Annotated in this window: 18 protein-coding genes, 1 rRNA gene and 1 riboswitch; of the genes, 12 read left to right on the plus strand and 7 right to left on the minus strand. The window is 69.3% G+C overall.

Annotation, left to right across the window (positions count from 1 at the left end; all coding sequences use genetic code 11):
- Nucleotides 1-117 precede the first annotated feature (117 nt).
- The 11 genes from rrf to AB0Q90_RS09690 all read left to right on the plus strand — a co-directional run bounded on the left by rrf (nt 118) and on the right by AB0Q90_RS09690 (nt 10,425).
- Nucleotides 118-234, plus strand: a 5S ribosomal RNA gene (rrf, locus tag AB0Q90_RS09640).
- Between the two features lie 109 nt (nt 235-343).
- Complete coding sequence (locus AB0Q90_RS09645; RefSeq protein WP_363162100.1) at nt 344-952, plus strand: CDP-alcohol phosphatidyltransferase family protein; 609 nt, start codon at nt 344-346, stop codon at nt 950-952.
- 114 nt (nt 953-1,066) lie between these two features.
- The gene (locus tag AB0Q90_RS09650) at nt 1,067-3,562 is read left to right on the plus strand and encodes a mannose-1-phosphate guanyltransferase (protein WP_363162101.1); all 2,496 of its coding nucleotides are present in this window, start codon (nt 1,067-1,069) and stop codon (nt 3,560-3,562) included.
- A gap of 97 nt (nt 3,563-3,659) precedes the next feature.
- The gene (locus tag AB0Q90_RS09655) at nt 3,660-4,574 is read left to right on the plus strand and encodes a DUF881 domain-containing protein (protein ID WP_363162102.1); all 915 of its coding nucleotides are present in this window, start codon (nt 3,660-3,662) and stop codon (nt 4,572-4,574) included.
- The gene (locus AB0Q90_RS09660; RefSeq protein WP_003988855.1) at nt 4,571-4,903 is read left to right on the plus strand and encodes a small basic family protein; all 333 of its coding nucleotides are present in this window, start codon (nt 4,571-4,573) and stop codon (nt 4,901-4,903) included. The genes AB0Q90_RS09655 and AB0Q90_RS09660 overlap by 4 nt, the downstream gene beginning before the upstream one ends.
- A 5-nt stretch (nt 4,904-4,908) precedes the next feature.
- A complete protein-coding gene (locus tag AB0Q90_RS09665; protein WP_363162103.1) occupies nt 4,909-5,742 on the plus strand; it encodes a DUF881 domain-containing protein in 834 nt (277 codons plus the stop codon).
- Between the two features lie 61 nt (nt 5,743-5,803).
- Nucleotides 5,804-6,763, plus strand: a complete 960-nt coding sequence (locus AB0Q90_RS09670; RefSeq protein ID WP_363162104.1) for an FHA domain-containing protein — start codon at nt 5,804-5,806, stop codon at nt 6,761-6,763.
- Nucleotides 6,764-6,805: 42 nt separating this feature from the next.
- Nucleotides 6,806-7,543, plus strand: a complete 738-nt coding sequence (locus tag AB0Q90_RS09675; protein ID WP_363162105.1) for a MerR family transcriptional regulator — start codon at nt 6,806-6,808, stop codon at nt 7,541-7,543.
- Nucleotides 7,544-7,627: 84 nt separating this feature from the next.
- The gene (locus AB0Q90_RS09680; RefSeq protein WP_004002801.1) at nt 7,628-8,101 is read left to right on the plus strand and encodes a bifunctional nuclease family protein; all 474 of its coding nucleotides are present in this window, start codon (nt 7,628-7,630) and stop codon (nt 8,099-8,101) included.
- Nucleotides 8,102-8,363: 262 nt separating this feature from the next.
- Entirely contained in the window at nt 8,364-9,008 is a 645-nt protein-coding gene (locus tag AB0Q90_RS09685) for a MerR family transcriptional regulator (protein ID WP_363162106.1), read from the plus strand.
- 91 nt (nt 9,009-9,099) lie between these two features.
- Nucleotides 9,100-10,425: a DNA polymerase IV gene (locus tag AB0Q90_RS09690; RefSeq protein WP_363162294.1), complete on the plus strand. Its 1,326-nt coding sequence runs from the start codon at nt 9,100-9,102 to the stop codon at nt 10,423-10,425.
- 267 nt (nt 10,426-10,692) lie between these two features.
- Here AB0Q90_RS09690 and AB0Q90_RS09695 read toward each other — a convergent pair whose 3' ends face one another.
- The gene (locus AB0Q90_RS09695) at nt 10,693-11,070 is read right to left on the minus strand and encodes a PRC-barrel domain-containing protein (RefSeq protein ID WP_363162107.1); all 378 of its coding nucleotides are present in this window, start codon (nt 11,068-11,070) and stop codon (nt 10,693-10,695) included.
- Between the two features lie 113 nt (nt 11,071-11,183).
- Nucleotides 11,184-11,280, plus strand: a riboswitch (glycine riboswitch).
- A 176-nt stretch (nt 11,281-11,456) separates the two neighbouring features.
- On the opposite strand from AB0Q90_RS09695, the gene gcvP reads away from it, so the two are divergent.
- The gene (gcvP, locus tag AB0Q90_RS09700; RefSeq protein WP_363162108.1) at nt 11,457-14,342 is read left to right on the plus strand and encodes an aminomethyl-transferring glycine dehydrogenase; all 2,886 of its coding nucleotides are present in this window, start codon (nt 11,457-11,459) and stop codon (nt 14,340-14,342) included.
- Between the two features lie 53 nt (nt 14,343-14,395).
- Here the strand turns inward: gcvP and AB0Q90_RS09705 are convergent, their stop codons facing one another.
- From AB0Q90_RS09705 to AB0Q90_RS09730, 6 genes are all read right to left on the minus strand, one after another.
- Complete coding sequence (locus tag AB0Q90_RS09705) at nt 14,396-14,815, minus strand: TOBE domain-containing protein (RefSeq protein ID WP_363162109.1); 420 nt, start codon at nt 14,813-14,815, stop codon at nt 14,396-14,398.
- 71 nt (nt 14,816-14,886) lie between these two features.
- The gene (locus tag AB0Q90_RS09710) at nt 14,887-15,993 is read right to left on the minus strand and encodes an ABC transporter ATP-binding protein (protein WP_363162110.1); all 1,107 of its coding nucleotides are present in this window, start codon (nt 15,991-15,993) and stop codon (nt 14,887-14,889) included.
- Between the two features lie 555 nt (nt 15,994-16,548).
- The gene (modB, locus tag AB0Q90_RS09715) at nt 16,549-17,358 is read right to left on the minus strand and encodes a molybdate ABC transporter permease subunit (RefSeq protein ID WP_363162111.1); all 810 of its coding nucleotides are present in this window, start codon (nt 17,356-17,358) and stop codon (nt 16,549-16,551) included.
- Entirely contained in the window at nt 17,355-18,158 is an 804-nt protein-coding gene (gene modA, locus AB0Q90_RS09720) for a molybdate ABC transporter substrate-binding protein (protein ID WP_363162112.1), read from the minus strand. Before modA ends, modB begins: the two co-directional genes overlap by 4 nt.
- A 174-nt stretch (nt 18,159-18,332) precedes the next feature.
- Nucleotides 18,333-18,737, minus strand: coding sequence for a helix-turn-helix transcriptional regulator (locus AB0Q90_RS09725; RefSeq protein WP_363162113.1), 405 nt, complete (start codon nt 18,735-18,737; stop codon nt 18,333-18,335).
- A gap of 29 nt (nt 18,738-18,766) precedes the next feature.
- Complete coding sequence (locus AB0Q90_RS09730; protein ID WP_363162114.1) at nt 18,767-20,722, minus strand: amino acid transporter; 1,956 nt, start codon at nt 20,720-20,722, stop codon at nt 18,767-18,769.
- Between the last annotated feature and the right edge of the window lie 62 nt (nt 20,723-20,784).

Genomic DNA, 20,784 nt, shown 5'->3' on the forward strand with positions numbered 1-20,784 from the left:
ACTAATAGGCCGAGGGCTTGTCCTCAGTTGCTCGCGTCCACTGTGTTGGTTCTGAAACCACGAACGGCCCCGTATAGGTCACATACGGTGCGGCAGAAGTTCACAGTTTCATAGTGTTTCGGTGGTCATAGCGTGAGGGAAACGCCCGGTTACATTCCGAACCCGGAAGCTAAGCCTCACAGCGCCGATGGTACTGCAGGGGGGACCCTGTGGGAGAGTAGGACGCCGCCGAACTCCTTTTACAGCTCTGGCTCTTGGGCATACCGCCCAAGAGCCAGAGCTTTTTTGCGTTGAGGTAGGGTCAGGGGGCATCGTTCGCACGTTTCCCACAGGAGGCCCCCGGGTGGAGGTCCAGGAGACCCGTGTCCAGACGGACCGGGTGCTCACCATCCCCAACATCCTCAGCATGGCGCGGCTCGCCGGCGTGCCGCTCTTCCTGTGGTTGATCCTCAGGCCGGAGTTCGGAGGGCCGGAGAGCGACGGCTGGGCGCTTCTGGTGTTGGCGCTGAGCGGGATCAGCGACTACCTGGACGGCAAGTTGGCGCGGCGCTGGAACCAGATCAGCAACCTCGGCCGGCTCCTGGATCCCGCTGCAGACCGGCTCTACATTCTCTCGACTTTGGTCGGACTGACCTGGCGCGAGATTCTGCCGCTCTGGTTGACTGCCGTACTTCTTGCGCGAGAACTGGTTCTGCTGGTGATGGTGGGCATCCTCAGGCGTCATGGCTATCCGCCGCCCCAGGTGAACTTCCTGGGGAAGGCAGCTACCTTCAACCTGATGTATGCCTTCCCGTTGCTCCTGCTCAGCGACGGAAGCGGGTGGCTTCCGTCACTCGCTGCTATTTTCGGATGGGCGTTCGCCGGATGGGGTACAACGCTCTATTGGTGGGCAGGAGTCCTCTACATGGTTCAGGTCCGCCGCCTGGTTCGTGCGGACGCCATGGCCGATTGACCCCGCCCATTGATGCGCCCCAGCGGCTCGATGGCCCGCGGCGGAAAAGTGCGGGACAATCTGGACGGGTGAAGTCGGCTAGACCGTCGTCTCTTAGAGGAGGACGCTTCCGACATGAAGGCCGTCGTGATGGCCGGAGGCGAAGGCACACGCCTTCGCCCCATGACCTCAAGCATGCCCAAGCCGCTCCTACCGGTGGCCAACCGGCCGATCATGGAGCACGTTCTGCGGCTGCTCAAAAGGCATGGGCTGAACGAGACCGTCGTAACTGTCCAGTTCTTGGCCTCGTTGGTCAAGAACTACTTCGGTGACGGCGAAGAGCTCGGAATGGAGCTCAGCTATGCCAACGAGGAGAAGCCACTCGGTACCGCCGGAAGCGTCAAGAACGCCGAAGAGGCGTTGAAGGACGATGCCTTCCTGGTGATCTCCGGCGATGCTCTGACCGACTTCGACCTCACCGAGCTGATCAATTTCCACAAGGAGAAGGGTGCGCTCGTCACGGTCTGCTTGACGCGTGTGCCCAATCCATTGGAATTCGGCATCACCATTGTCGATGAAGAGGGCAAGGTCGAGCGTTTCCTTGAGAAGCCGACCTGGGGTCAGGTCTTCTCGGACACGGTGAACACCGGTATCTACGTCATGGAGCCCGAGGTCTTCAACTATGTCGAGGCCGATGTGCCTGTCGACTGGTCCGGTGATGTCTTCCCGCAGTTGATGAAGGATGGCAAGCCGATCTACGGGTATGTGGCGGAGGGGTACTGGGAGGACGTAGGTACCCACGAGAGCTACGTGAAGGCCCAGGCCGACGTCCTGGAGGGCAAGGTCGAGGTCGAGCTCGACGGCTTCGAGATTTCTCCGGGCGTGTGGGTGGCGGAGGGTGCCGAGGTGCATCCGGATGCCGTTCTTCGAGGGCCCCTCTACATCGGGGACTACGCCAAGGTCGAGGCCGGCGCCGAGATCCGTGAGCACACCGTCGTCGGCTCGAACGTCGTCGTGAAGAGCGGGGCCTTTCTGCACAAGGCCGTTGTGCACGACAACGTGTACGTCGGGCAGCACAGCAATCTGCGGGGCTGTGTTGTCGGAAAGAACACCGACATCATGCGTGCGGCGCGGATCGAGGACGGCGCCGTCATCGGCGACGAGTGCCTGGTCGGCGAAGAATCGATCATTCAGGGAAATGTGCGGGTCTACCCGTTCAAGACCATTGAGGCCGGCGCGTTCGTCAACACGTCGGTGATCTGGGAATCCAGGGGCCAGGCGCATCTCTTCGGCGCCCGTGGGGTCTCCGGAATCCTGAACGTGGAGATCACGCCGGAGCTGGCGGTGCGTCTCGCCGGTGCGTATGCCACGACCCTGAAGAAGGGGTCCACGGTCACCACGGCCAGGGACCACTCGCGTGGTGCGCGGGCGCTGAAGCGTGCGGTCATCTCCGCGCTCCAGGCCAGCGCCATCGACGTACGCGACCTGGAGAACGTACCGCTGCCCGTTGCCCGGCAGCAGACCGCGCGAGGCAGTGCCGGCGGGATCATGATCCGGACGACGCCCGGAGTGCCGGATTCCGTGGACATCATGTTCTTCGACGGCCGGGGTGCCGATCTCTCGCAGGGCAGTCAGCGGAAGCTGGACCGGGTGTTCGCGCGTCAGGAGTACCGGCGTGCGTTCCCGGGTGAGATCGGGGATCTGCACTTCCCGGCCAGCGTGTTCGACTCCTACACCGGGTCGCTGTTGCGCAATGTCGACACGACCGGGATCGCCGAGTCCGGGCTCAAGGTCGTCGTCGATGCCTCCAACGGCAGTGCCGGGCTCGTTCTGCCCTCCCTGCTCGGGAAGCTCGGTGTGGACTCGCTGACCATCAATCCGGGTCTTGACGAGTCCAGGCCCACGGAGACGGCGGACGCGCGGCGGTCGGGGCTGGTGCGGTTGGGAGAGATCGTCGCGTCCGCGCGGGCCGCGTTCGGCGTACGGTTCGACCCCGTGGGCGAGCGACTGTCGCTCGTCGACGAGAAGGGGCGGATCGTCGAGGACGACCGGGCGCTGCTAGTCATGCTCGACCTGGTGGCCGCGGAGCGGCGCAGCGGACGTGTGGCGCTGCCGGTGACCACGACGAGGATCGCCGAGCAGGTGGCGGCATATCACGGGACTCAGGTGGAGTGGACGACGACGTCGCCCGACGATCTGACGAGGGTCGGGCGGGACGAGACGACGATCTTCGGCGGGGACGGGAAGGGTGGCTTCATCGTCCCCGAGTTCAGCAGCGTCTTCGACGGCGCGGCGGCCTTCGTGCGGCTCATCGGGCTGGTGGCCCGGACGCAGCTCACCCTCAGCCAGATCGATGCGCGGATACCGCGGGCGCACGTCCTCAGGCGGGATCTGGCGACTCCCTGGGCGGTCAAGGGGCTCGTCATGCGGCGGGTCGTCGAAGCGGCCGGAGACCGCTTTGTGGACACCACGGACGGGGTGCGGGTCGTGGAGACCGACGGGCGCTGGGTGATGGTGCTGCCCGATCCCGCCGAGGCGGTCACCCATCTGTGGGCGGAGGGGCCGGACGACGCCTCCGCGCAGGCCCTGCTCGACGAGTGGTCGGCGGTCGTGGACAGCGCCGGACGCTGAGCACGTAACACGCGCGCGTGCCGGACAAGTGTCCCCAAGGGGGCCTGTCCGGCACGCCGGTGGGGCCATTCGGAGGTATGCGGCGCGACGTGCGACGATGTGCGGCATGCCGCAGCAGCCCCCCGTTCGGAGCACACCTACGCGCCCCTCGCGCCCGGACGCATCCATGTCGCTGCTCACCAACGTCATGGACCACAGCCTCGACGACGGGTACGCCGAGGCGGCGGCCCGGAAGGAGGCCGCGGGCAACGGCGGTCTGCCCAGGACCCTCCGGGCCAAGCTGGGGCTCGCCGCCGGACTGGTGCTGGCCGCCCTGGTCGTCACGGTCGGTGCGGCACAGGCGCGCGTGGCGGCTCCGGTGGTGGCGAAGGAGCGCGAGGAGCTGATCGACCGTATCGATCAGGAGACCGAGGCCGCTGACGAGCTTGAGGACACGGTCGACGAGCTGCGGGACGACGTGAGCGCGCGGCAGCGTGAGGCCCTCAAGGAGAGCGGGGGCAGCGAGCAGGGGGAGCTCGTGGGCATTCTGTCGGGTGCCGTGGAAGTCCATGGTCCGGGGGTGAAGCTGGTCGTGGACGACGCCAAGGAGTCCGGCGGGGGCAGTGACGGGGATCCGCGCGAGACCTCGGGGTTCTCCGACACCGGGCGGGTTCGCGACCGGGACATGCAGCGCGTGGTCAACGGGCTGTGGGAGTCCGGTGCCGAGGCCATCTCCATCAACGGGCAGCGGCTGACGGCGCTGTCGGCGATCCGGGCCGCGGGTGACGCGATACTGGTCGACAACAAGCCGCTGGTTCCGCCGTACACGGTGCTCGCGGTGGGGGACGGTCAGCGGCTGAGCACCAGGTTCCAGGACAGCGCCGACGGGCTGTATCTGCACGCCCTGCAGGAGAACTACGGCATCCGGACCGCCATCTCCGTGGAGGACGACCTCCGGCTGCCCGCCGCACCGAGTGTGACCGTACGTACAGCACAGCCGTACACCGAGAAATCCGAGAAGGGCACATCGTGATCGCCGTACTGGGCCTCGTCGTGGGAGTCGTGGCCGGCCTGTTGGTCCGGCCTGAGGTTCCGGCGGTCGTCGAGCCTTATCTGCCGATCGCCGTCGTGGCGGCACTGGACGCCGTGTTCGGTGGTCTGCGGGCCATGCTCGACGGCATCTTCGACGACAAGGTCTTCGTCGTGTCGTTCCTGTCCAATGTGGTCGTGGCCGCGCTGATCGTGTTCCTGGGCGACAAGCTGGGCGTGGGCGCCCAGCTGTCCACCGGCGTCGTCGTCGTCCTCGGAATCCGCATCTTCTCGAACGCCGCGGCGATCCGTCGGCACGTTTTCCGGGCGTGAGGCCGATGAGCGACCAGGACGGGACGGCGCAGAACAGGCTGCGCAAGGAACTGCCCGACGAGGTGCCGGCCGCGGCCGCCGAGACCGCCGCGGGTGCGCCGAAGGCGCCGCCCGGGCTGACCGGCCGCCAGCGGCTGGTGAAGGGGCTGTGGCCGCCGCGGGTCACCAGGGCCCAACTCATCGTCGCCCTGCTGCTGTTCGGCCTCGGCTTCGGCCTGGCCGTCCAGGTGGCCTCGAACAGCGACGGGGACAGTGCCCTGCGCGGGGCGCGCCAGGAGGATCTTGTCCGGATCCTCGATGAACTGGATGACCGTACTCAGCGTCTTGAGGACGAGAAGCAGGGTCTTGAGAAGCAGCGGGACGAGTTGGAGAACAGCTCGAACCAGGCCGAGGAGGCTCGCAAGCAGACGGTCGAGAAGGAGCGGCAACTCGGCATTCTGGCGGGCACGGTGGCCGCGCAGGGACCCGGCATCACGATGACGATCGACGACACGAAGGGGACGGTCGAGGCGGACATGCTGCTCGACGCCATTCAGGAGTTGCGCGCGGCCGGTGCGGAGGCGATCCAGGTGAACGGCGTGCGGGTCGTCGCCGGCACCTATCTGACGGACTCCGGCAACAGCGTGAGCGTCGACGGGAACAAGATCGACGCGCCCTATCGTTTCAAGGTCATCGGCAAGCCGCAGGACCTCGAACCGGCGCTCAACATCCCTGGAGGCGTGGTGCAGACTCTGGAGAAGGAGCAGGCCACCGTGACCGTCGAGCGGTCCGACAAGATCGTTGTGGACGCCTTGCGGGCGGCGGAGCGGCCTGACTACGCTCGGTCGTCCTCCCAGTGAACCGGGGGTGCATGGGGGACGTCCGGCGAGGGCATGAGGTTGCGGGGGGTCGGCGCACCGAATGGGTGGTGCGTGGTGGAAACTGTCTGGTGGAGACGGACGTTGTGATGATGTCCGGGTCGGCCGGTGTGTGCAGTCAGGGTTCGTCCTGCCCCACGGGCGGGTCTGTTTCAGTCAAGGGGAATCGCCCGTGAAGTTGTTTGCGAAGTTGTTCGGCAAGAGCGCGCGACAGGGGAGCGAAAACGCGACCGCCCGTCATCGCGCACAGCCTGACGCAGAGGGCCAGCGGCCGCTGTTCCGGGACCAGGTGCCTGGTCCGGGCGGTGACATTTCCGGAGGTCAGGGCGTGCCGTCTGTTGACCCTGCCCAGTCCGGAGGCATAGGTTTCGGGCAACCGTCAACCTCAAGTACGGGTGGAGGGTTCTCCGCCGACCCGTACGCGTCCAATGCCCCGGCGGGGCAGCCGCGGCAGGAGGATCCGTCGATGTCGGCCCTGGTGTGTACGAGGTGCGGTAACCGCAACGCGGAGAACAGCCGCTTCTGTTCCAACTGCGGTGCTCCGCTGCGGCCGGGCGCCGTGCCGGAGCGTCCGTCCGAGACGACGTCCACGATCTCCATCTCCGGCCTTGAGGCCTACGACGCCGAGGCCACCGGTCAGACGGCGGTGCCGGCGCTCTCTCCCGAGGCGCAGGCCGCTGTCGAGGCGCTGCCCCTGGGGTCCGCGCTCCTGGTCGTGCGCCGCGGACCGAACTCGGGCAGCCGCTTCCTCCTGGACGGTGACCTGACCACGGCCGGGCGCCATCCGCAGAGCGACATCTTCCTGGACGACGTCACGGTCTCCCGTCGGCACGTGGAGTTCCGTCGCGCTCAGGACGGCTCGTTCACGGTGGCGGACGTGGGCAGTCTGAACGGCACGTACGTCAACCGCGAGCGGATCGACCAGGTCGCTCTGTCGAACGGTGACGAGGTGCAGATCGGCAAGTACCGGCTGGTCTTCTACGCGAGCCAGCGGGGCTACTGACGCTCCCCCGGACTCGCTCCGGGCGGACCCCAGGGAAGGTCCATGCTTCAAACACCGAGCGGTGGTGCCGGGCACGGCACCGCCGCCCCGGACAGTGGGCTGATGAGCATCGGCACGGTGCTGAACGTGCTGCGTGACGAGTTCCCCGAAGTGACGATCTCCAAGATCCGTTTCCTGGAGTCGGAGGGGCTTATCGAGCCGCAGCGGACTCCTTCCGGGTACCGCAAGTTCAGCGCCGACGACGTCGAGCGGCTCGGTCATGTCCTGAGGATGCAGCGGGACCACTATCTGCCGCTCAAGGTGATCCGGGAGCATCTGGACGCCATGGAGCGCGGTGAGGCCGTACCGCTGCCGACCGTGGGGCGTCAGCGCGACGGCGAGAGCGTCCCGGAGTTCTCCGAGGGGCCCACGGCGGCGCGCATCGGGCGGGCCGAGCTGCTGGCCGCGGCCGAGATCGGTGAGCAGGAGCTCCAGGAGTGGGAGTCGTACGGGCTCATCGCCCCGCTGCCGGACGGGGCGTACGACGCGGAGGCGGTCACCGTGGCCTCGCTCGTGGCCGAGCTGGGGCGGTTCGGGATCGAGCCGCGGCATCTGCGCGTGATGAAGGCGGCCGCCGACCGGGAGGCCGGGCTGGTGGACCAGGTCGTGGCCCCGCTGAGGCGCCACCGGAACCCGCAGACCAGGGCGCACGCCGAGGCCCGTACGAAGGAGCTGGCGGGGCTCACCGTGAAACTGCACGCCGCGTTGGTGAAGACCGCCCTCGGAGTGCGGCTGCCCTGAGCCGGTCCGCTCCCGAAGGCAGGATGGGCCGCCCGTTTCCTGCCCGACTACCCAAACGTCCCGGGCACGGCCTAGGGTTGCTGTGTGAACGAGCTCGATGTCGTAGGTGTCCGGGTCGAAATGCCCTCCAACCAACCGATCGTGCTCCTGCGTGAAGTGGGAGGCGACCGCTACCTCCCCATCTGGATCGGGCCGGGGGAGGCGACGGCGATTGCCTTCGCCCAGCAGGGCATGGCCCCCGCGCGACCGCTGACCCACGACCTGTTCAAGGACGTGCTGGAGGCCGTCGGCCAGGAGCTCACCGAAGTGCGCATCACGGACCTGCGTGAGGGCGTCTTCTATGCCGAACTGGTCTTCGCCAGTGGGGTCGAGGTGAGCGCCCGCCCGTCCGATGCCATAGCGCTGGCCCTGCGCACCGGGACGCCGATCTACGGCAGCGACGGCGTGCTCGACGACGCGGGTATCGCGATTCCGGACGAGCAGGAGGACGAGGTGGAGAAGTTCCGCGAGTTCCTCGACCAGATCTCGCCCGAGGACTTCGGCACCAGCAGCCAGTGAGCGCGCGTGGGCGGGCAGCGGACGGACGGTCCGGTGCGGGTGGCCTACGGTCGGCTGTCGGCTCGGGCGTCGGCAATTGCCAGCGGCGAGTGAGAGCGTCCTGCGGCCCGGCCCGAGCGCATTCGGCTAGCCTTTCCCCGCGGTGGGGTACGGGAAACCACTCCTAGGGTGATTATCACTCGGCGTGCCGAGTGTGGCGATCGTTGACGCACCCCTGGTGACTGCCTACCGTCGAGAAGGCAGGTCAAGGACGGAGGTCGGCGTGAGAAGCAGCGGCGACGGTACGGCTGGGGGTGCCCCCGGACGCGGTCTCGGGGCGAGCGGTCCGTACCCGCTTCACGGCAGCGCGGCCGACCATGCTCCGCAGCGACCGGCGGCCGTGCCGAGCAGCGGAGGGGCGACGTCCATGGCGTCCGAGCAGATCGGCTATCGCGGGCCGACGGCCTGTGCGGCCGCCGGCATCACCTACCGGCAACTGGACTACTGGGCCCGTACCGGGCTCGTCGAGCCGAGCGTGCGGCCCGCCTACGGGTCGGGGACGCAGAGGCTGTACAGCTTCCGGGACGTCGTAGTCCTGAAGATCGTCAAGCGGTTCCTCGACACCGGTGTGTCGCTGCAGAACATCCGCACCGCGGTCCAGCACCTGCGTGAGCGCGGGTTCCGTGATCTGGAGCGCATGACGCTGATGAGCGACGGCGCCACGGTCTACGAGTGCACCTCTCCCGACGAGGTCCACGCGCTGCTCCAGGGCGGGCAGGGGATCTTCGGGATCGCCGTCGGCGTGGTGTGGCGGGATGTGGAGAGCGCGCTGTCGCAGCTGCACGGGGAGCGGATCGACACCGGGGAGACGCTCGTCGGGCACAATCCGGCGGACGAGCTGGCGCGGCGGCGTAACCGGGCGGTGTGAGGCCCTGCCCGGGGCGGTACGCGGGGCATTGTCAGTGGCGTAGGGCAGCATCGGAGATGTGAGAAGCGCGCCCACGATCCTGCACCTCGACATGGATGCCTTCTTCGCTTCGGCGGAGCAGGCGTCCAAGCCGAGCCTGCGTGGGAAGGCCGTCATCGTGGGCGGGCTCGGGCCTCGGGGTGTGGTGGCGACGGCGTCGTACGAGGCGCGGGTCTTCGGGGTGCATTCGGCGATGCCCATGGCACAGGCTCGGCGGCTTGCGCCGAACGCCGCGTATCTGGTGCCGCGCTTCGGGTTCTACCGGACGATCAGCGAGCAGGTGATGGGGCTGCTGCGGGAGCTGTCGCCGCTGGTGGAGCCGCTCAGCCTGGACGAGGCGTTCGTGGATCTGGAGGCCGGGGGTGCGGCCTGGGACGAGGAGTCGGCGCGGTTGGTGGGGGTGAGACTGCGCGCCGACATACGGGCGGTCACCGGGCTCACGGGGTCCGTGGGGCTCGCGGCCTCCAAGATGCTCGCGAAGATTGCCTCGGAGCAGGCCAAACCGGACGGTCTTGTGGTGATCGAGCCGGGGACCGAGCGGGCGCTGCTCGGACCGATGTCGGTGCGGACGCTGCCGGGGGTGGGGCCGGCGACGGGGGACCATCTGCGGCGGGCCGGGATCACCACGGTCGACGAGATCGCCGAGGCCGGTGAGGACGAGCTCGTGCGGCTGCTGGGGAAGGCGCACGGGCATGCGTTGTACGCCATGGCGCTGGCGCACGACGAGCGGCCCGTGGTGGCCGAGCGGGAGACGAAGTCGGTGTCGGTGGAGGACACGTACGACGTGGACATCCATGACCGGGTTCGGGTGGGGCTGGAGGTTCAGCGGCTGGCCGACCGGTGTGTGCGGAGGTTGCGGGGGGCCGGGCTGTCGGGGCGGACCATCGTGTTGAAGGTGCGGCGGTATGACTTCTCGACCCTGACGCGGTCCGAGACCTTGCGGGGGCCGACGGATGATCCGGCGGTGGTGCGGGAGGCCGCGGCGCGGTTGCTGGAGGCTGTGGATACGACGGGTGGGGTGCGGCTGCTGGGGGTGGGGGTCAGCGGGCTGGCCGACTACACGCAGGAGGATCTGTTCGCGCAGGCGGCGGGGGAGCGGGGGGAAGGGTTCTTGGAGGAGGACGCTCCGGATGCGCCTGTCGAGGAGCGGGTGGCGTCCGAGGAGCGGCGGTGGGTGGCGGGGCATGACGTGCGGCATGCCGAGTTCGGGCATGGGTGGGTGCAGGGGAGCGGGCTGGGGCGGGTGACAGTGCGGTTCGAGACGCCGGATTCGGGGCCGGGGCGGGTGCGGACGTTTCGGGTTGACGATCCTGGGCTGGAGGCGGCGGAGCCGTTGCCGTTGGTGTCGGGGGGTTCGGTGCGGGGCGTTGGGGCGTGAGGGGTTGCGTCGGTGCTGTCGACCGGCGTTGGTGGGGGGTGCCGCCGGTTGTGCTGCCGGGGGGTGGGTGCGCAGCCCGGCGCTTGCGGGGTGCCGCCTGCGCCCACCCGTGCCGCCCCAGGCGGCACGCATGCCCGCAGACTGACGGCTGCATCGGCAGCGTCTGACTGACGGCCGCGTCGGCAGCGTCTGCTTGGGTGGGTGCCGTCTCAGCGGCTGCCTCGGCGTTGGCTGCTGGGGTGGGTGGTGGGCTGAGCTGTGTGGGGTTCAGGCGTCTGCGTCTTCTGTGCCTGCCAGTTTGCCGAAGTCGTGGTCCGGGAGGGGTGGGGGTGGGGCGACGTCCAGGCCGTAGTGGTGGTAGAGCTGGAGTTCTTGTTCGGGGGAGAGGTGGCGGCCTACGCCGAAGTCGGGGGCGTCCTTGATCAGGGTGCGGTCGAAGGGGACGTGCAGGGTGCCCTCGACCAGTTCGCTGGGCTCCAGGGGGACGAATGCGTCCCGGCTGAACAGGCCGGTGCGTATGGCCGCCCACTCCGGCACGCCGGTCGCGTCGTCGAGGTAGACCTCGTCGATTGTGCCGATCTTGGTGCCGTTGCGGTCGAACGCCTTGCGGCCGATCAGGTTGCGCGGATCGATGTCGGTCTGCACGTGCCCTCCACTTGGTCGCAACTCATCCGTAAGCACTACGAAAGAGCACATTCGGGCGCCCGGCCACTCGAACGCCTGGGCGTTGACCTCGCTGGTAGGCTGACAGCGGCTGCTGACCCCGTGCGGGAGAGTCCTCCGGACCCCATCCGGAGGCGCCGAAGGAGCAAATCCTCCCCGGAATCTCTCAGGCACACGTACCGCACGGACGAGGTCACTCTGGAAAGCAGGGCGGGTGTCGACGGCTTCCGCTCTCACCGACGGTGAAAGCCGGGTGCCCTCGCGAGCACCCGGTGAAGCTCTCAGGTTGAGATGACAGAGGGGGAGGCCGTCCGGGCACCCGTTCCGTGGTGCCCTCGAAGGTCGCGTCAGACCAGGAGGCCTCCGCAATGACCGCCCATCGCATTCCGCTCGCCGAGCTTGAGAAGGGGATTCCCTTCGAGCAGCGTCATATTGGTCCTGATCATGAGGCTCGGGCCAAGATGCTTGCCCAGGTCGGGTACGGCTCGCTCGACGAGCTCACCGCCGCCGCCGTGCCGGATGTGATCAAGAACGCCGACGCGCTCGACCTGCCGGATGCGCGTACCGAGGCCGAGGTGCTGGCGGAGCTGCGTTCGCTGGCCGATCGGAACCAGGTGCTCGACTCCATGATCGGACTCGGGTACTACGGGACCTTCACCCCGCCGGTGATCCTGCGCAATGTCATGGAGAATCCTGCCTGGTACACGGCCTATACGCCGTACCAGCCGGAGATCTCGCAGGGGCGGCTCGAAGCCCTGCTGAACTTCCAGACCATGGTCGCCGATCTGACCGGTCTGCCGACCTCCGGCGCCTCGCTGCTCGACGAGGGCACGGCGGCGGCCGAGGCCATGGCCCTGTCCCGGCGCATGGGCAAGAACAAGAAGGGCCTGTTCCTGGTCGACGCGGACGTCCTGCCGCAGACCATCGCCGTCATCGAGACGCGTGCCGAGCCGACCGGCGTGGAGGTCGTCGTCGCCGACCTCAGCGACGGCATCCCGGCCGGGATCACCTCGCGTGAGATCAACGGCGTGCTCGTCCAGTACCCGGGCGCCTCCGGTGTCGTACGCGACATCAAGCCTGTCATCGAGCAGGCCCATGAGCTCGGAGCGCTCGTCACCGTCGCCGCCGATCTGCTCGCGCTGACGCTGCTGACGTCGCCGGGTGAGCTCGGTGCGGACATCGCGGTCGGTACGACGCAGCGGTTCGGTGTGCCGATGGGCTTCGGTGGTCCGCACGCCGGCTACATGGCCGTGCACGAGAAGTTCGCGCGCAGCCTGCCCGGGCGGCTCGTGGGTGTGTCCGTCGACGCCGACGGGAACAGGGCCTACCGGCTGGCGCTGCAGACGCGTGAGCAGCACATCCGTCGGGAGAAGGCGACCAGCAACATCTGCACCGCGCAGGTGCTGCTCGCCGTGATGGCCGGCATGTACGCCGTCTACCACGGGCCCGACGGGCTGAAGGCGATTGCCCGCAGGACCCACCGGTACGCCTCGATCCTCGCCGCGGGGCTCATCGCGGGCGGGGTGGAGGTCGTGCACGGCTCCTACTTCGACACGGTCACCGTGCGGGTTCCGGGCCGGGCCGCCGAGGTCGTCGCCGCTGCCCGGCAGAACGGCGTCAACCTGCACCTCGTCGACGCCGACCAGGTCTCCGTCTCCTGTGACGAGACCACCGGGCGGGCGCAGCTGGGCGCTGTGTGGGCCGCGTTCGGGGTCGAGGGTGACATCGAGGCGCTGGACGCGCGGGCCGAGGACACGCTGCCGCAGGGGCTGCTGCGCGACGACGAGATCCTGACCCACCCCGTGTTCCACCAGTACCGCTCCGAGACCGCCATGCTGCGCTACCTGCGCAAGCTGGCCGACCGCGACTACGCGCTCGACCGCGGCATGATCCCGCTGGGCTCGTGCACGATGAAGCTGAACGCGACGACCGAGATGGAGCCGGTGACCTGGCCCGAGTTCGGGCAGCTGCACCCCTTCGCGCCGGCCGAGCAGGCGCAGGGCTACCTCACGCTCATCCGTGAGCTGGAGGAACGTCTCGCCGAGGTCACCGGGTACGACAAGGTCAGCCTCCAGCCGAACGCCGGCTCGCAGGGTGAGCTCGCCGGTCTGCTCGCCGTACGCGGATACCACCGGGCCAACGGGGACGAGCAGCGGACCGTGTGTCTGATTCCGTCCTCCGCGCACGGCACGAATGCGGCGAGTGCCGTGATGGCGGGCATGAAGGTCGTCGTCGTGAAGACCGCCGAGGACGGCGAGGTCGACGTCGAGGACCTGCGGGCCAAGATCGAGCAGTACCGCGACGAGCTGGCGGTGCTGATGATCACGTACCCGTCCACGCACGGTGTGTTCGAGGAGCATGTCGCCGACATCTGCGCGCAGGTGCACGAGGCCGGTGGCCAGGTGTACGTCGACGGGGCCAACCTCAACGCCCTGGTCGGGCTCGCCAAGCCAGGGCACTTCGGTGGTGACGTCTCGCACCTGAACCTGCACAAGACCTTCTGCATCCCGCACGGCGGCGGCGGTCCGGGCGTCGGGCCGGTGGCGGTGCGCGGGCACCTCGCGCCGTACCTGCCGAACCACCCGATGCAGCCGGCCGCCGGCCCGGAGACGGGTGTGGGGCCGATCTCTGCGGCGCCGTGGGGCTCCGCGGGCATCCTGCCCATCTCGTGGGCCTACGTCCGGCTCATGGGCGGCGAGGGACTCAAGCGGGCCACGCAGGTGGCCGTGCTCAGCGCCAACTACATCGCCAAGCGACTGGAGCCGCACTACCCGGTGCTCTACACCGGGCCCGGCGGGCTGGTCGCGCACGAGTGCATCATCGACCTGCGGCCGCTGACCAAGGCGACCGGCGTCAGCGTCGACGATGTCGCCAAGCGGCTCATCGACTACGGCTTCCACGCGCCGACGATGTCGTTCCCGGTGGCCGGCACGCTGATGATCGAGCCGACGGAGTCCGAGGACCTGATCGAGCTGGACCGGTTCTGCGAGGCGATGATCGCGATCCGTGCGGAGATCGAGAAGGTCGCCGCCGGCGAGTGGGCCGCGGAGGACAACCCGCTGCGGAACGCTCCGCACACCGCCGCCGCGCTGGGTGGCGAGTGGGAGCACGCGTACGGCCGTGACGAGGCCGTGTTCCCGGGCGGGGTCTCCGCCGCGGACAAGTACTGGCCGCCGGTGTGCCGGATCGACCAGGCCTTCGGTGACCGGAACCTCGTGTGCTCCTGCCCGCCGCTGGACGCGTACGAGGACTGAGTGAGCTGACGCTCAGGGGGCTCCGCCGGGCAGGCGGGGCCCCCTTTTGCGTGTCACGGGGTGGCCAGTGCCACCTCGGTCGACTTGATCAGTGCGATGACGGGGATGCCGGTCGTCAGGCCGAGGTCGGTGACCGCGTCATTGGTGATGACGGCGGTGAGGTCGCCGGTGTCGGTGGTGATCCGGATCGCGGCTGTCGCGCCGCCGGTGGTGACGTCCGTGATGGTGCCGGGGAGCTGGTTGCGGATGGACAGGCCCTCGACCGGGGCCGTGGCGAGGGAGACCTCCGTCGACTTCACGAGGGCGTGTACGGCGGAGCCGGTGGCGAGGGCCAGGTCGTCGACGGCGTCACGGGTGATCGCCGCGGTGAGGGGCCGGCCGTCGGTCAGCTGGATCCTGACCGTTGCCATGACCTCGCCGCGGGTGATGGCGGTGACGGTGCCGGGGAGCTGGTTGCGGATGCTCAGGCTCAAGGAGTGCCTCGGGGTTTGTGTGGTTTTGTGGGGGTGTGTACGGCGCTCCTTACCGTAGTCCGCCCAGTGGGTCACGCCGGGTATGCGTGTGTCTGCGTCGCCTTGACCGTGGCCCAGACCGAGGCGCCGGGGTGCAGGTCGAGTTCGGCCGCGGCGACCGTGGTGAGGTCGGCGGCGAGGGGGAGTTCGCCGGTGAGGTCGGCGCGGATCTGGTCGCCGTGGGTTTCCAGGCCGGCGACCTCGCAGTGCCAGAGGTTGCGGGCGCTGGAGCCTGAGGGGCGGTCGCGGAACAGGGTCACGGCGCTGGGTGGGAACGCGACGAAGACCGGGCCGGAGAGGTCCTCCGTGGTGGTGATGGCGGGGCCCGTGTCGAGGTGGACGATGTGGCCGTCCGCTCGGCCCTTGTAGAGGTTCAGGCCGACGAGTTGGGCGATGTAGTCGGTGCGGGGGTGGCGGGCGATGTCGGCGGGGGTGCCCTCCTGGACGACTCTGCCGTCCTCGATGACGACCAGGCGGTCCGCCAGGACCATGGCGTCCAGGGGGTCGTGGGTGACGAGGACGGCGACCGCCTCGAACTCCGCGAGGTGGCGGCGGAGTTGGGCGCGGACCTCCAGGCGGGTGCGGGCGTCCAGGGCGGCGAGGGGCTCGTCGAGGAGGAGCAGGCGGGGGTGGGTGGCAAGGGCGCGGGCCAGGGCCACGCGTTGGGCCTGGCCGCCGGAGAGGTGGCGGGGCTTGGTGGTGGTGTGGTCGGCGAGGCCCATGCGGGTGAGCCAGGCGGTGGCCTGGGCGCGGGCCTCTGCCTTGGGGGTGCCGTGGCAGCGGGGGCCGAAGGCGACGTTGTCGAGGGCGGAGAGGTGGGGGAAGAGGAGGTAGTCCTGGAAGACGACGCCGACCGGCCGGTTTTCCGGGGGTGTGTGGTCGAGGGGGGTGCCGTCCAGGTGGAGGTGGCTGCCGGGGGAGAGGGGGACGAGGCCGGCGAGGGCGCGTAGGGCGGTGGTTTTGCCGGCGCCGTTGGGGCCTAGGAGGGCGAGGACTTCGCCGGGGGTGGCGGTGAGGGTGATGTCCAGGTTGAAGCTGCCGCGGTGGACGGTGAGGTGGGTGTCCAGGCCTTGGGGGGTGTTGGCGGGGGTGGGGGTGGGGGTGGTTTGGGCTTGTGCGGGGCGGTCGGTGTTCGTCATGTGGGCGTGTCCAGGGGCGGCGGGGGTTGGGGGTGGCTTGGGGTGCGCCGGGGTTGGTGCCGGCCGGGGGTGGGTCGCGCGGCCCGGCGCTTGCGGGGTGCCGCCTGCGCCCACCCGTGCCGCCCTAGGCGGCACTCATGCCCGCAGACGACGCCCGCATCGGTGCTGTCTGCTTGGGTGGGCGCCGTCTCAGCGGTGTGTGTGCCCGCGGGGTCGGCGGTTTCGTCGGCGCTGTCTGGTTGGGTGGGCGCCGTCTCAGTGGTGTGTGTGCCCGCGGGGTCGGCGGTTTCGTCGGTGCTGTCTGGTTGGGTGGGCGCTGTCTCAGTGGTGTGTGTGCCCGCGGGGTCGGCGGTTTCGTCGGTGCCGTCTGGTTGGGTGGGTGTCGGTCCGGGCGGTTTGGATGCCCGCAGGGTCGGCGGCTGCATCGGAACCGTCTGCTCGGGTGGGTGCGGGTAGTGGGCGTGTTCGCAGGCTGGGTGGTTGGCCGGTGGAGTCTGGTCGGGTAGGTGTCGGCGTGAGTGGCGCGTATGTCCGCAGGCTGGGTGGTGGTTGGAGTCATGGTGCCGTCAGCCAGCGGTCTCTCAGGGCTGCCAGGACTGTGATGGAGACGGCCAGGAGGACCAGGCTCAGGGCGATGGCTGCTGCTGGGTCGGTTTGGAGGGCCAGGTAGACCGCGAGGGGCATGGTCTGCGTGCGGCCGGGGAAGTTGCCGGCGAAGGTGATCGTCGCGCCGAACTCGCCGAGGGCGCGGGCCCAGGCCAGGACGGCGCCGGCCGCGATACCGGGGGCGATGAGGGGGAGGGTGACCCGGCGGAACGCGGTGAAGCGGGAGGCGCCGAGGGTGGTGGCCGCCTCCTCGTAGCGGGGGTCGGCGGCGCGCAGGGTGCCCTCCACGCTGATGACCAGGAACGGCATCGCCACGAACGTCTCCGCCAGGATCACGCCCGCGGTGGTGAACGGCAGCGTGATGCCGAACCAGGAGTCCAGCCACTGGCCCACGACTCCGTTGCGGCCGAGGGCGAGGAGCAGGGCCACGCCGCCGACCACGGGGGGCAGGACCAGGGGCAGGGTGACCAGGGCGCGCACGAAGCCTCGGCCGGGGAAGTCCGTGCGGGCCAGCAGCCAGGCCAGGGGGACGCCGATCAGCAGGCTGAGGGCGGTCGCCGCCGTGGCGCAGACCAGTGACAGGCGCAGGGCCTCCCAGACCTCGGGGCTGGTCAGCTGCTCCGGCAAGGTGCGCCAGGGGGCGCGTACGAGCAGGGCGACCAGGGGGAGGAGCAGGAAGGCCAGTCCCGCGAGGGCGGGGAGCAGCAGCGGCAGCGGGACCGTGCGGGCCTGTCCGGCGGGTGCGGTGGGGCGGCTCATGGCTTGAGGAAGCCGGCCTCGGTCAGGACCTTCTGGCCCTCGGTCGACCGCACCAGTTCGATGAACGCCTCGGCCGCCGTCGGATTGGGCGCGTCCTTGAGCCGGGCGATCGGGTAGTCGTTCACGGCCTCGGCCGACTCGGGGAAGTCCACGCCCTCCACCTTGTCGCCCGCTGCCTTCACATCCGTCCGGTAGACGAGTGCGGCGTCGGCCTCCTTCAGCTCGACCTTGGTCAGGGCGCCCTTGACGTCCTGTTCGTAGGAGACCGGGGTGACCTTGAGGCCGGCCGCCTCCAGTGCCGTCTGCGCGGCGGCGCCGCACGGGACGGTCTCGTCGCAGAGGACGACCTTGAGCCCGGACTTGGTGAGGTCCTTGAGGGAGGAGATCTTGTCGGGGTTGCCCGGCAGCGTGGCGATCTGGAGCTCGTTGCGGACGAAGGTGGCCGGTGTGCCGGTCACGTCCTCCGCGTCCGTCACGATCGCCATCGTCTTGGGGCTCGCCGCGGCGAACACGTCCGCCGGGGCGCCGCCGGTGATGTTCGCCGCGAGCGTGTCGCTGCCGCCGAAGCTGAAGGTGACCTTGGTGCCCGGGTGCTCCTTCTCGAACCGTGCGCCGAGCTCGGTGAAGCTCTCCTGGAGGGAGGCGGCGGCGAAGACGGTGATCGTGCCGGAGGGCTTCGAAGGGTCGGCGGAGTCGGCGGAGTCGGAGGTCGAGGAGCAGGCGCTCAGCAGGAGCAGTACGGCGGCTCCCGCGCCGGTCGCCTGCAGGGTCCGGCGGGTCCGGCGGGCGTAACGGGTCATCACGGTGGCGCTCCCTCTGTCTCCCTGGGGCGGAGTGCGTGGGAACTCCGCCGGTGCGCCGATCATACTGGCGCATCTGCGAGGGGAAAGTCTCCTGTCTCATCGCATGAGCAAGGCATACGGCGACTGGATGCTCGTACGTGCGGAGGTGGAGGGGCGTCTGGTTGAGTCTTGTCAGGTCCTGTCGATGTGCACGTTTGTCGACTTCACGCGCGCCGTGGCCTCCATGCCGACCTCCAGACCCAGTTCCTCCACGGCCTCGCGGGTCAGCAGGGAGACGAGGCGGTGCGGGCCGGCCTGGATCTCGACCTGGGCCGCCACATCACCGAGCTTGATCGCGGTCACGATGCCGGGGAAGGCGTTGCGGACCGAGGTGTACGGGGCCTCCTCGTCGCCGGACCCCGCCTTGGCGAGCTCCACCGAGAACGCGGCCAGGGCCCGCCCGTCGATGAGTCGCCGTCCGCTGTCGTCGCGGTGGGTCGCCACCCGGCCCGCGTCCGCCCAGCGGCGTGCGGTGTCCGGGCTGACGCCGAGGAGTCGTGCGGCCTGGCCGATCGTGTAGGACTGCATGCCGGTCACGATAGGTCGTCGGCCCCTGGGGACAGGTGTCAGCCCGTGTGGACGCGGGGGCGGCGAGCCCGGTCCGGTTCGGCCTCGCGCAGGACCTCGCGGGTGACCGGGGCGACCTCGCCCTGGCCGAAGAGGAAGAAGCGCAGGAAGTTGGCGAAGGGATTGCCCTCGGTCCACTCGAAGTAGATGTGCGGGGTGCGGCCCGTCGTGTCGCGGACGTGGAGGAGGAGAGCTGCCAGCGCGTTCGGGATCGAGGAGGACTCCAGGGTCAGTACGCGGTAGCGGTTGTGCAGCACCTCGCCGCGTACCGTCAGCCCCGCCTCGAATTCGGAGGGGTCGCCGACCGTGACCTCGACGAAGACGAAGTCCTCCTGCTCCGGCATGTCGTTGTCGTGCCGGATCTGCTCGATCTTGTCGCGGTACTCGGCCTTGTCGCGGTTGTCGGGCTCGTTGGCGATGAACCGGATCTTCCGGCTGGCCATGTCTCGGACGAATCGTTCCGCCATGTCGTCGAGCGTCACGCTGGTCACGCGCAGCTCGAAGGCGCGCAGCAGGCGGGAGAGCAGAGAGATCAGGATGATGCCGGCGATGAAGCAGGCACCGATCTTCACGCCGTCGGGGCGCTCGATGACGTTGACGACGGTGACGTAGAGCAGGACCGCCGAGATGGTCGCGAAGATGATCGTCCACTTGCGCTGGGCCGCCCGCCGCGCGGCGATGGTCACGGCGATGGCCGCGGAGGACATCAGGACCAGGACGCCGGTGGCGTACGCGCCGCCCTGGGCGTCGACGTCGGCGTCGAAGATCCAGGTCACCAGGAAGCCGACCAGGGTGAAGACGATGACCATCGGGCGGACCGCGCGCGCCCATTGCGGGGCCATGCCGTAGCGGGGCAGGTAGCGCGGCATCAGGTTCAGCAGGCCGGCCATCGCGGAGGCGCCGGCGAACCACAGGATGGCGATGGTCGAGACGTCGTAGACCGTGCCGAAAGCGCCGCCGAGGTAGTCGTGCGCCAGGTAGGCCAGGGCGCGTCCGTTGGCCGGGCCGCCCTCCTCGAAGTCCTCCTCGGGGATCAGGAGGGTGGTGATGAAGCTGGTCGCGATCAGGAAGACGCTCATGATCAGGGCGGCCGCGGTGAGCAGCTTCTTGGTGTCCCGGATGCGGCCCTTGGGGTGCTCCTCGGTGTCGCCCGGGTCCCCCTTGACGTGGGGCATCACCGCGACGCCGGTCTCGAAGCCGGACATGCCGAGGGCCAGCTTCGGGAACACGATGAGGGCCATGCCGATCATCACGAAGACATTGCCGTGCTCGGCGGTCAGGGCGCTGGACCAGTCGGTGACCACGTGCCCCTCGCTGACCACGTGCCACAGACCGACGGTCACGACGACGGCGTTGAGCCCGAGGTAGACCACCACCAGGGCCACCGCGACGCCGATCGCCTCCAGGAAGCCCTTGAGGAAGACGGCGCCCAGCAGGGCGATGAGCACCAGGGTGACCAGCATCTGCTGGTCGTGCAGGGCCTCGTTCAGGTGCGGGTTCTCGACGAGGTGGGTCGAGGCGTCGGCCGCCGACAGGGTGATGGTGATCAGGAAGTCGGTGGCCGCGAAGCCCAGCAGGGTGAGGACGAACAGCTTGCCCTTCCAGAAGGACAGCAGCCGTTCCAGCATCGCGATCGAGCCCTCGCCGTGCGGGCTCTCCTCGGCAACGCGCCGGTAGACGGGCAGCGCGCCCGCCAGAGTGACGATCACCAGCACGATGGTCGCGATCGGCGAGAGCAGGCCGGCCGCGAGGGCCGCGATGCCGGGCTGGTAGCCGAGGGTCGAGAAGTAGTCGACGCCGGTCAGGCACATCACCCGGTACCAGGGCTGGCCCTTGTGGGCGGGTTCCGGTTCGGCGTGCGGGCCCTGGGGGCCGTGGCCCTTGCCCATGTCGGACAGGCCCTCCAGCATCCAGGCGCGTATGCGGCTGGACGGGGCGTGTTCCGTGGTGGACATGGGCGGGCTCCTGATGTGCGGCTCGGGGTGCGGTTCCGGCCATCGGGCGGACGGCGACATCA

It is taken from the genome of Streptomyces sp. NPDC079141, from assembly GCF_040686775.1.
In the GTDB taxonomy this organism is placed as follows: Bacteria; Actinomycetota; Actinomycetes; order Streptomycetales; family Streptomycetaceae; genus Streptomyces.

Excerpts from the sequence above, each read along its gene's own strand:
- AB0Q90_RS09650 (WP_363162101.1), top strand. The coding sequence starts at position 1,067 with ATGAAGGCCGTCGTGATGGCCGGAGGCGAAGGCACACGCCTTCGCCCC.
- AB0Q90_RS09655 (WP_363162102.1), top strand. The coding sequence starts at position 3,660 with ATGTGCGGCATGCCGCAGCAGCCCCCCGTTCGGAGCACACCTACGCGC.
- AB0Q90_RS09665 (WP_363162103.1), top strand. The coding sequence starts at position 4,909 with ATGAGCGACCAGGACGGGACGGCGCAGAACAGGCTGCGCAAGGAACTG.
- AB0Q90_RS09670 (WP_363162104.1), top strand. The coding sequence starts at position 5,804 with ATGGGTGGTGCGTGGTGGAAACTGTCTGGTGGAGACGGACGTTGTGAT.
- AB0Q90_RS09675 (WP_363162105.1), top strand. The coding sequence starts at position 6,806 with ATGCTTCAAACACCGAGCGGTGGTGCCGGGCACGGCACCGCCGCCCCG.
- AB0Q90_RS09690 (WP_363162294.1), top strand. The coding sequence starts at position 9,100 with ATGGATGCCTTCTTCGCTTCGGCGGAGCAGGCGTCCAAGCCGAGCCTG.
- gcvP (WP_363162108.1), top strand. The coding sequence starts at position 11,457 with ATGACCGCCCATCGCATTCCGCTCGCCGAGCTTGAGAAGGGGATTCCC.
- AB0Q90_RS09710 (WP_363162110.1), bottom strand. The coding sequence starts at position 15,993 with ATGACGAACACCGACCGCCCCGCACAAGCCCAAACCACCCCCACCCCC.
- modB (WP_363162111.1), bottom strand. The coding sequence starts at position 17,358 with ATGAGCCGCCCCACCGCACCCGCCGGACAGGCCCGCACGGTCCCGCTG.
- modA (WP_363162112.1), bottom strand. The coding sequence starts at position 18,158 with ATGACCCGTTACGCCCGCCGGACCCGCCGGACCCTGCAGGCGACCGGC.
- AB0Q90_RS09730 (WP_363162114.1), bottom strand. The coding sequence starts at position 20,722 with ATGTCCACCACGGAACACGCCCCGTCCAGCCGCATACGCGCCTGGATG.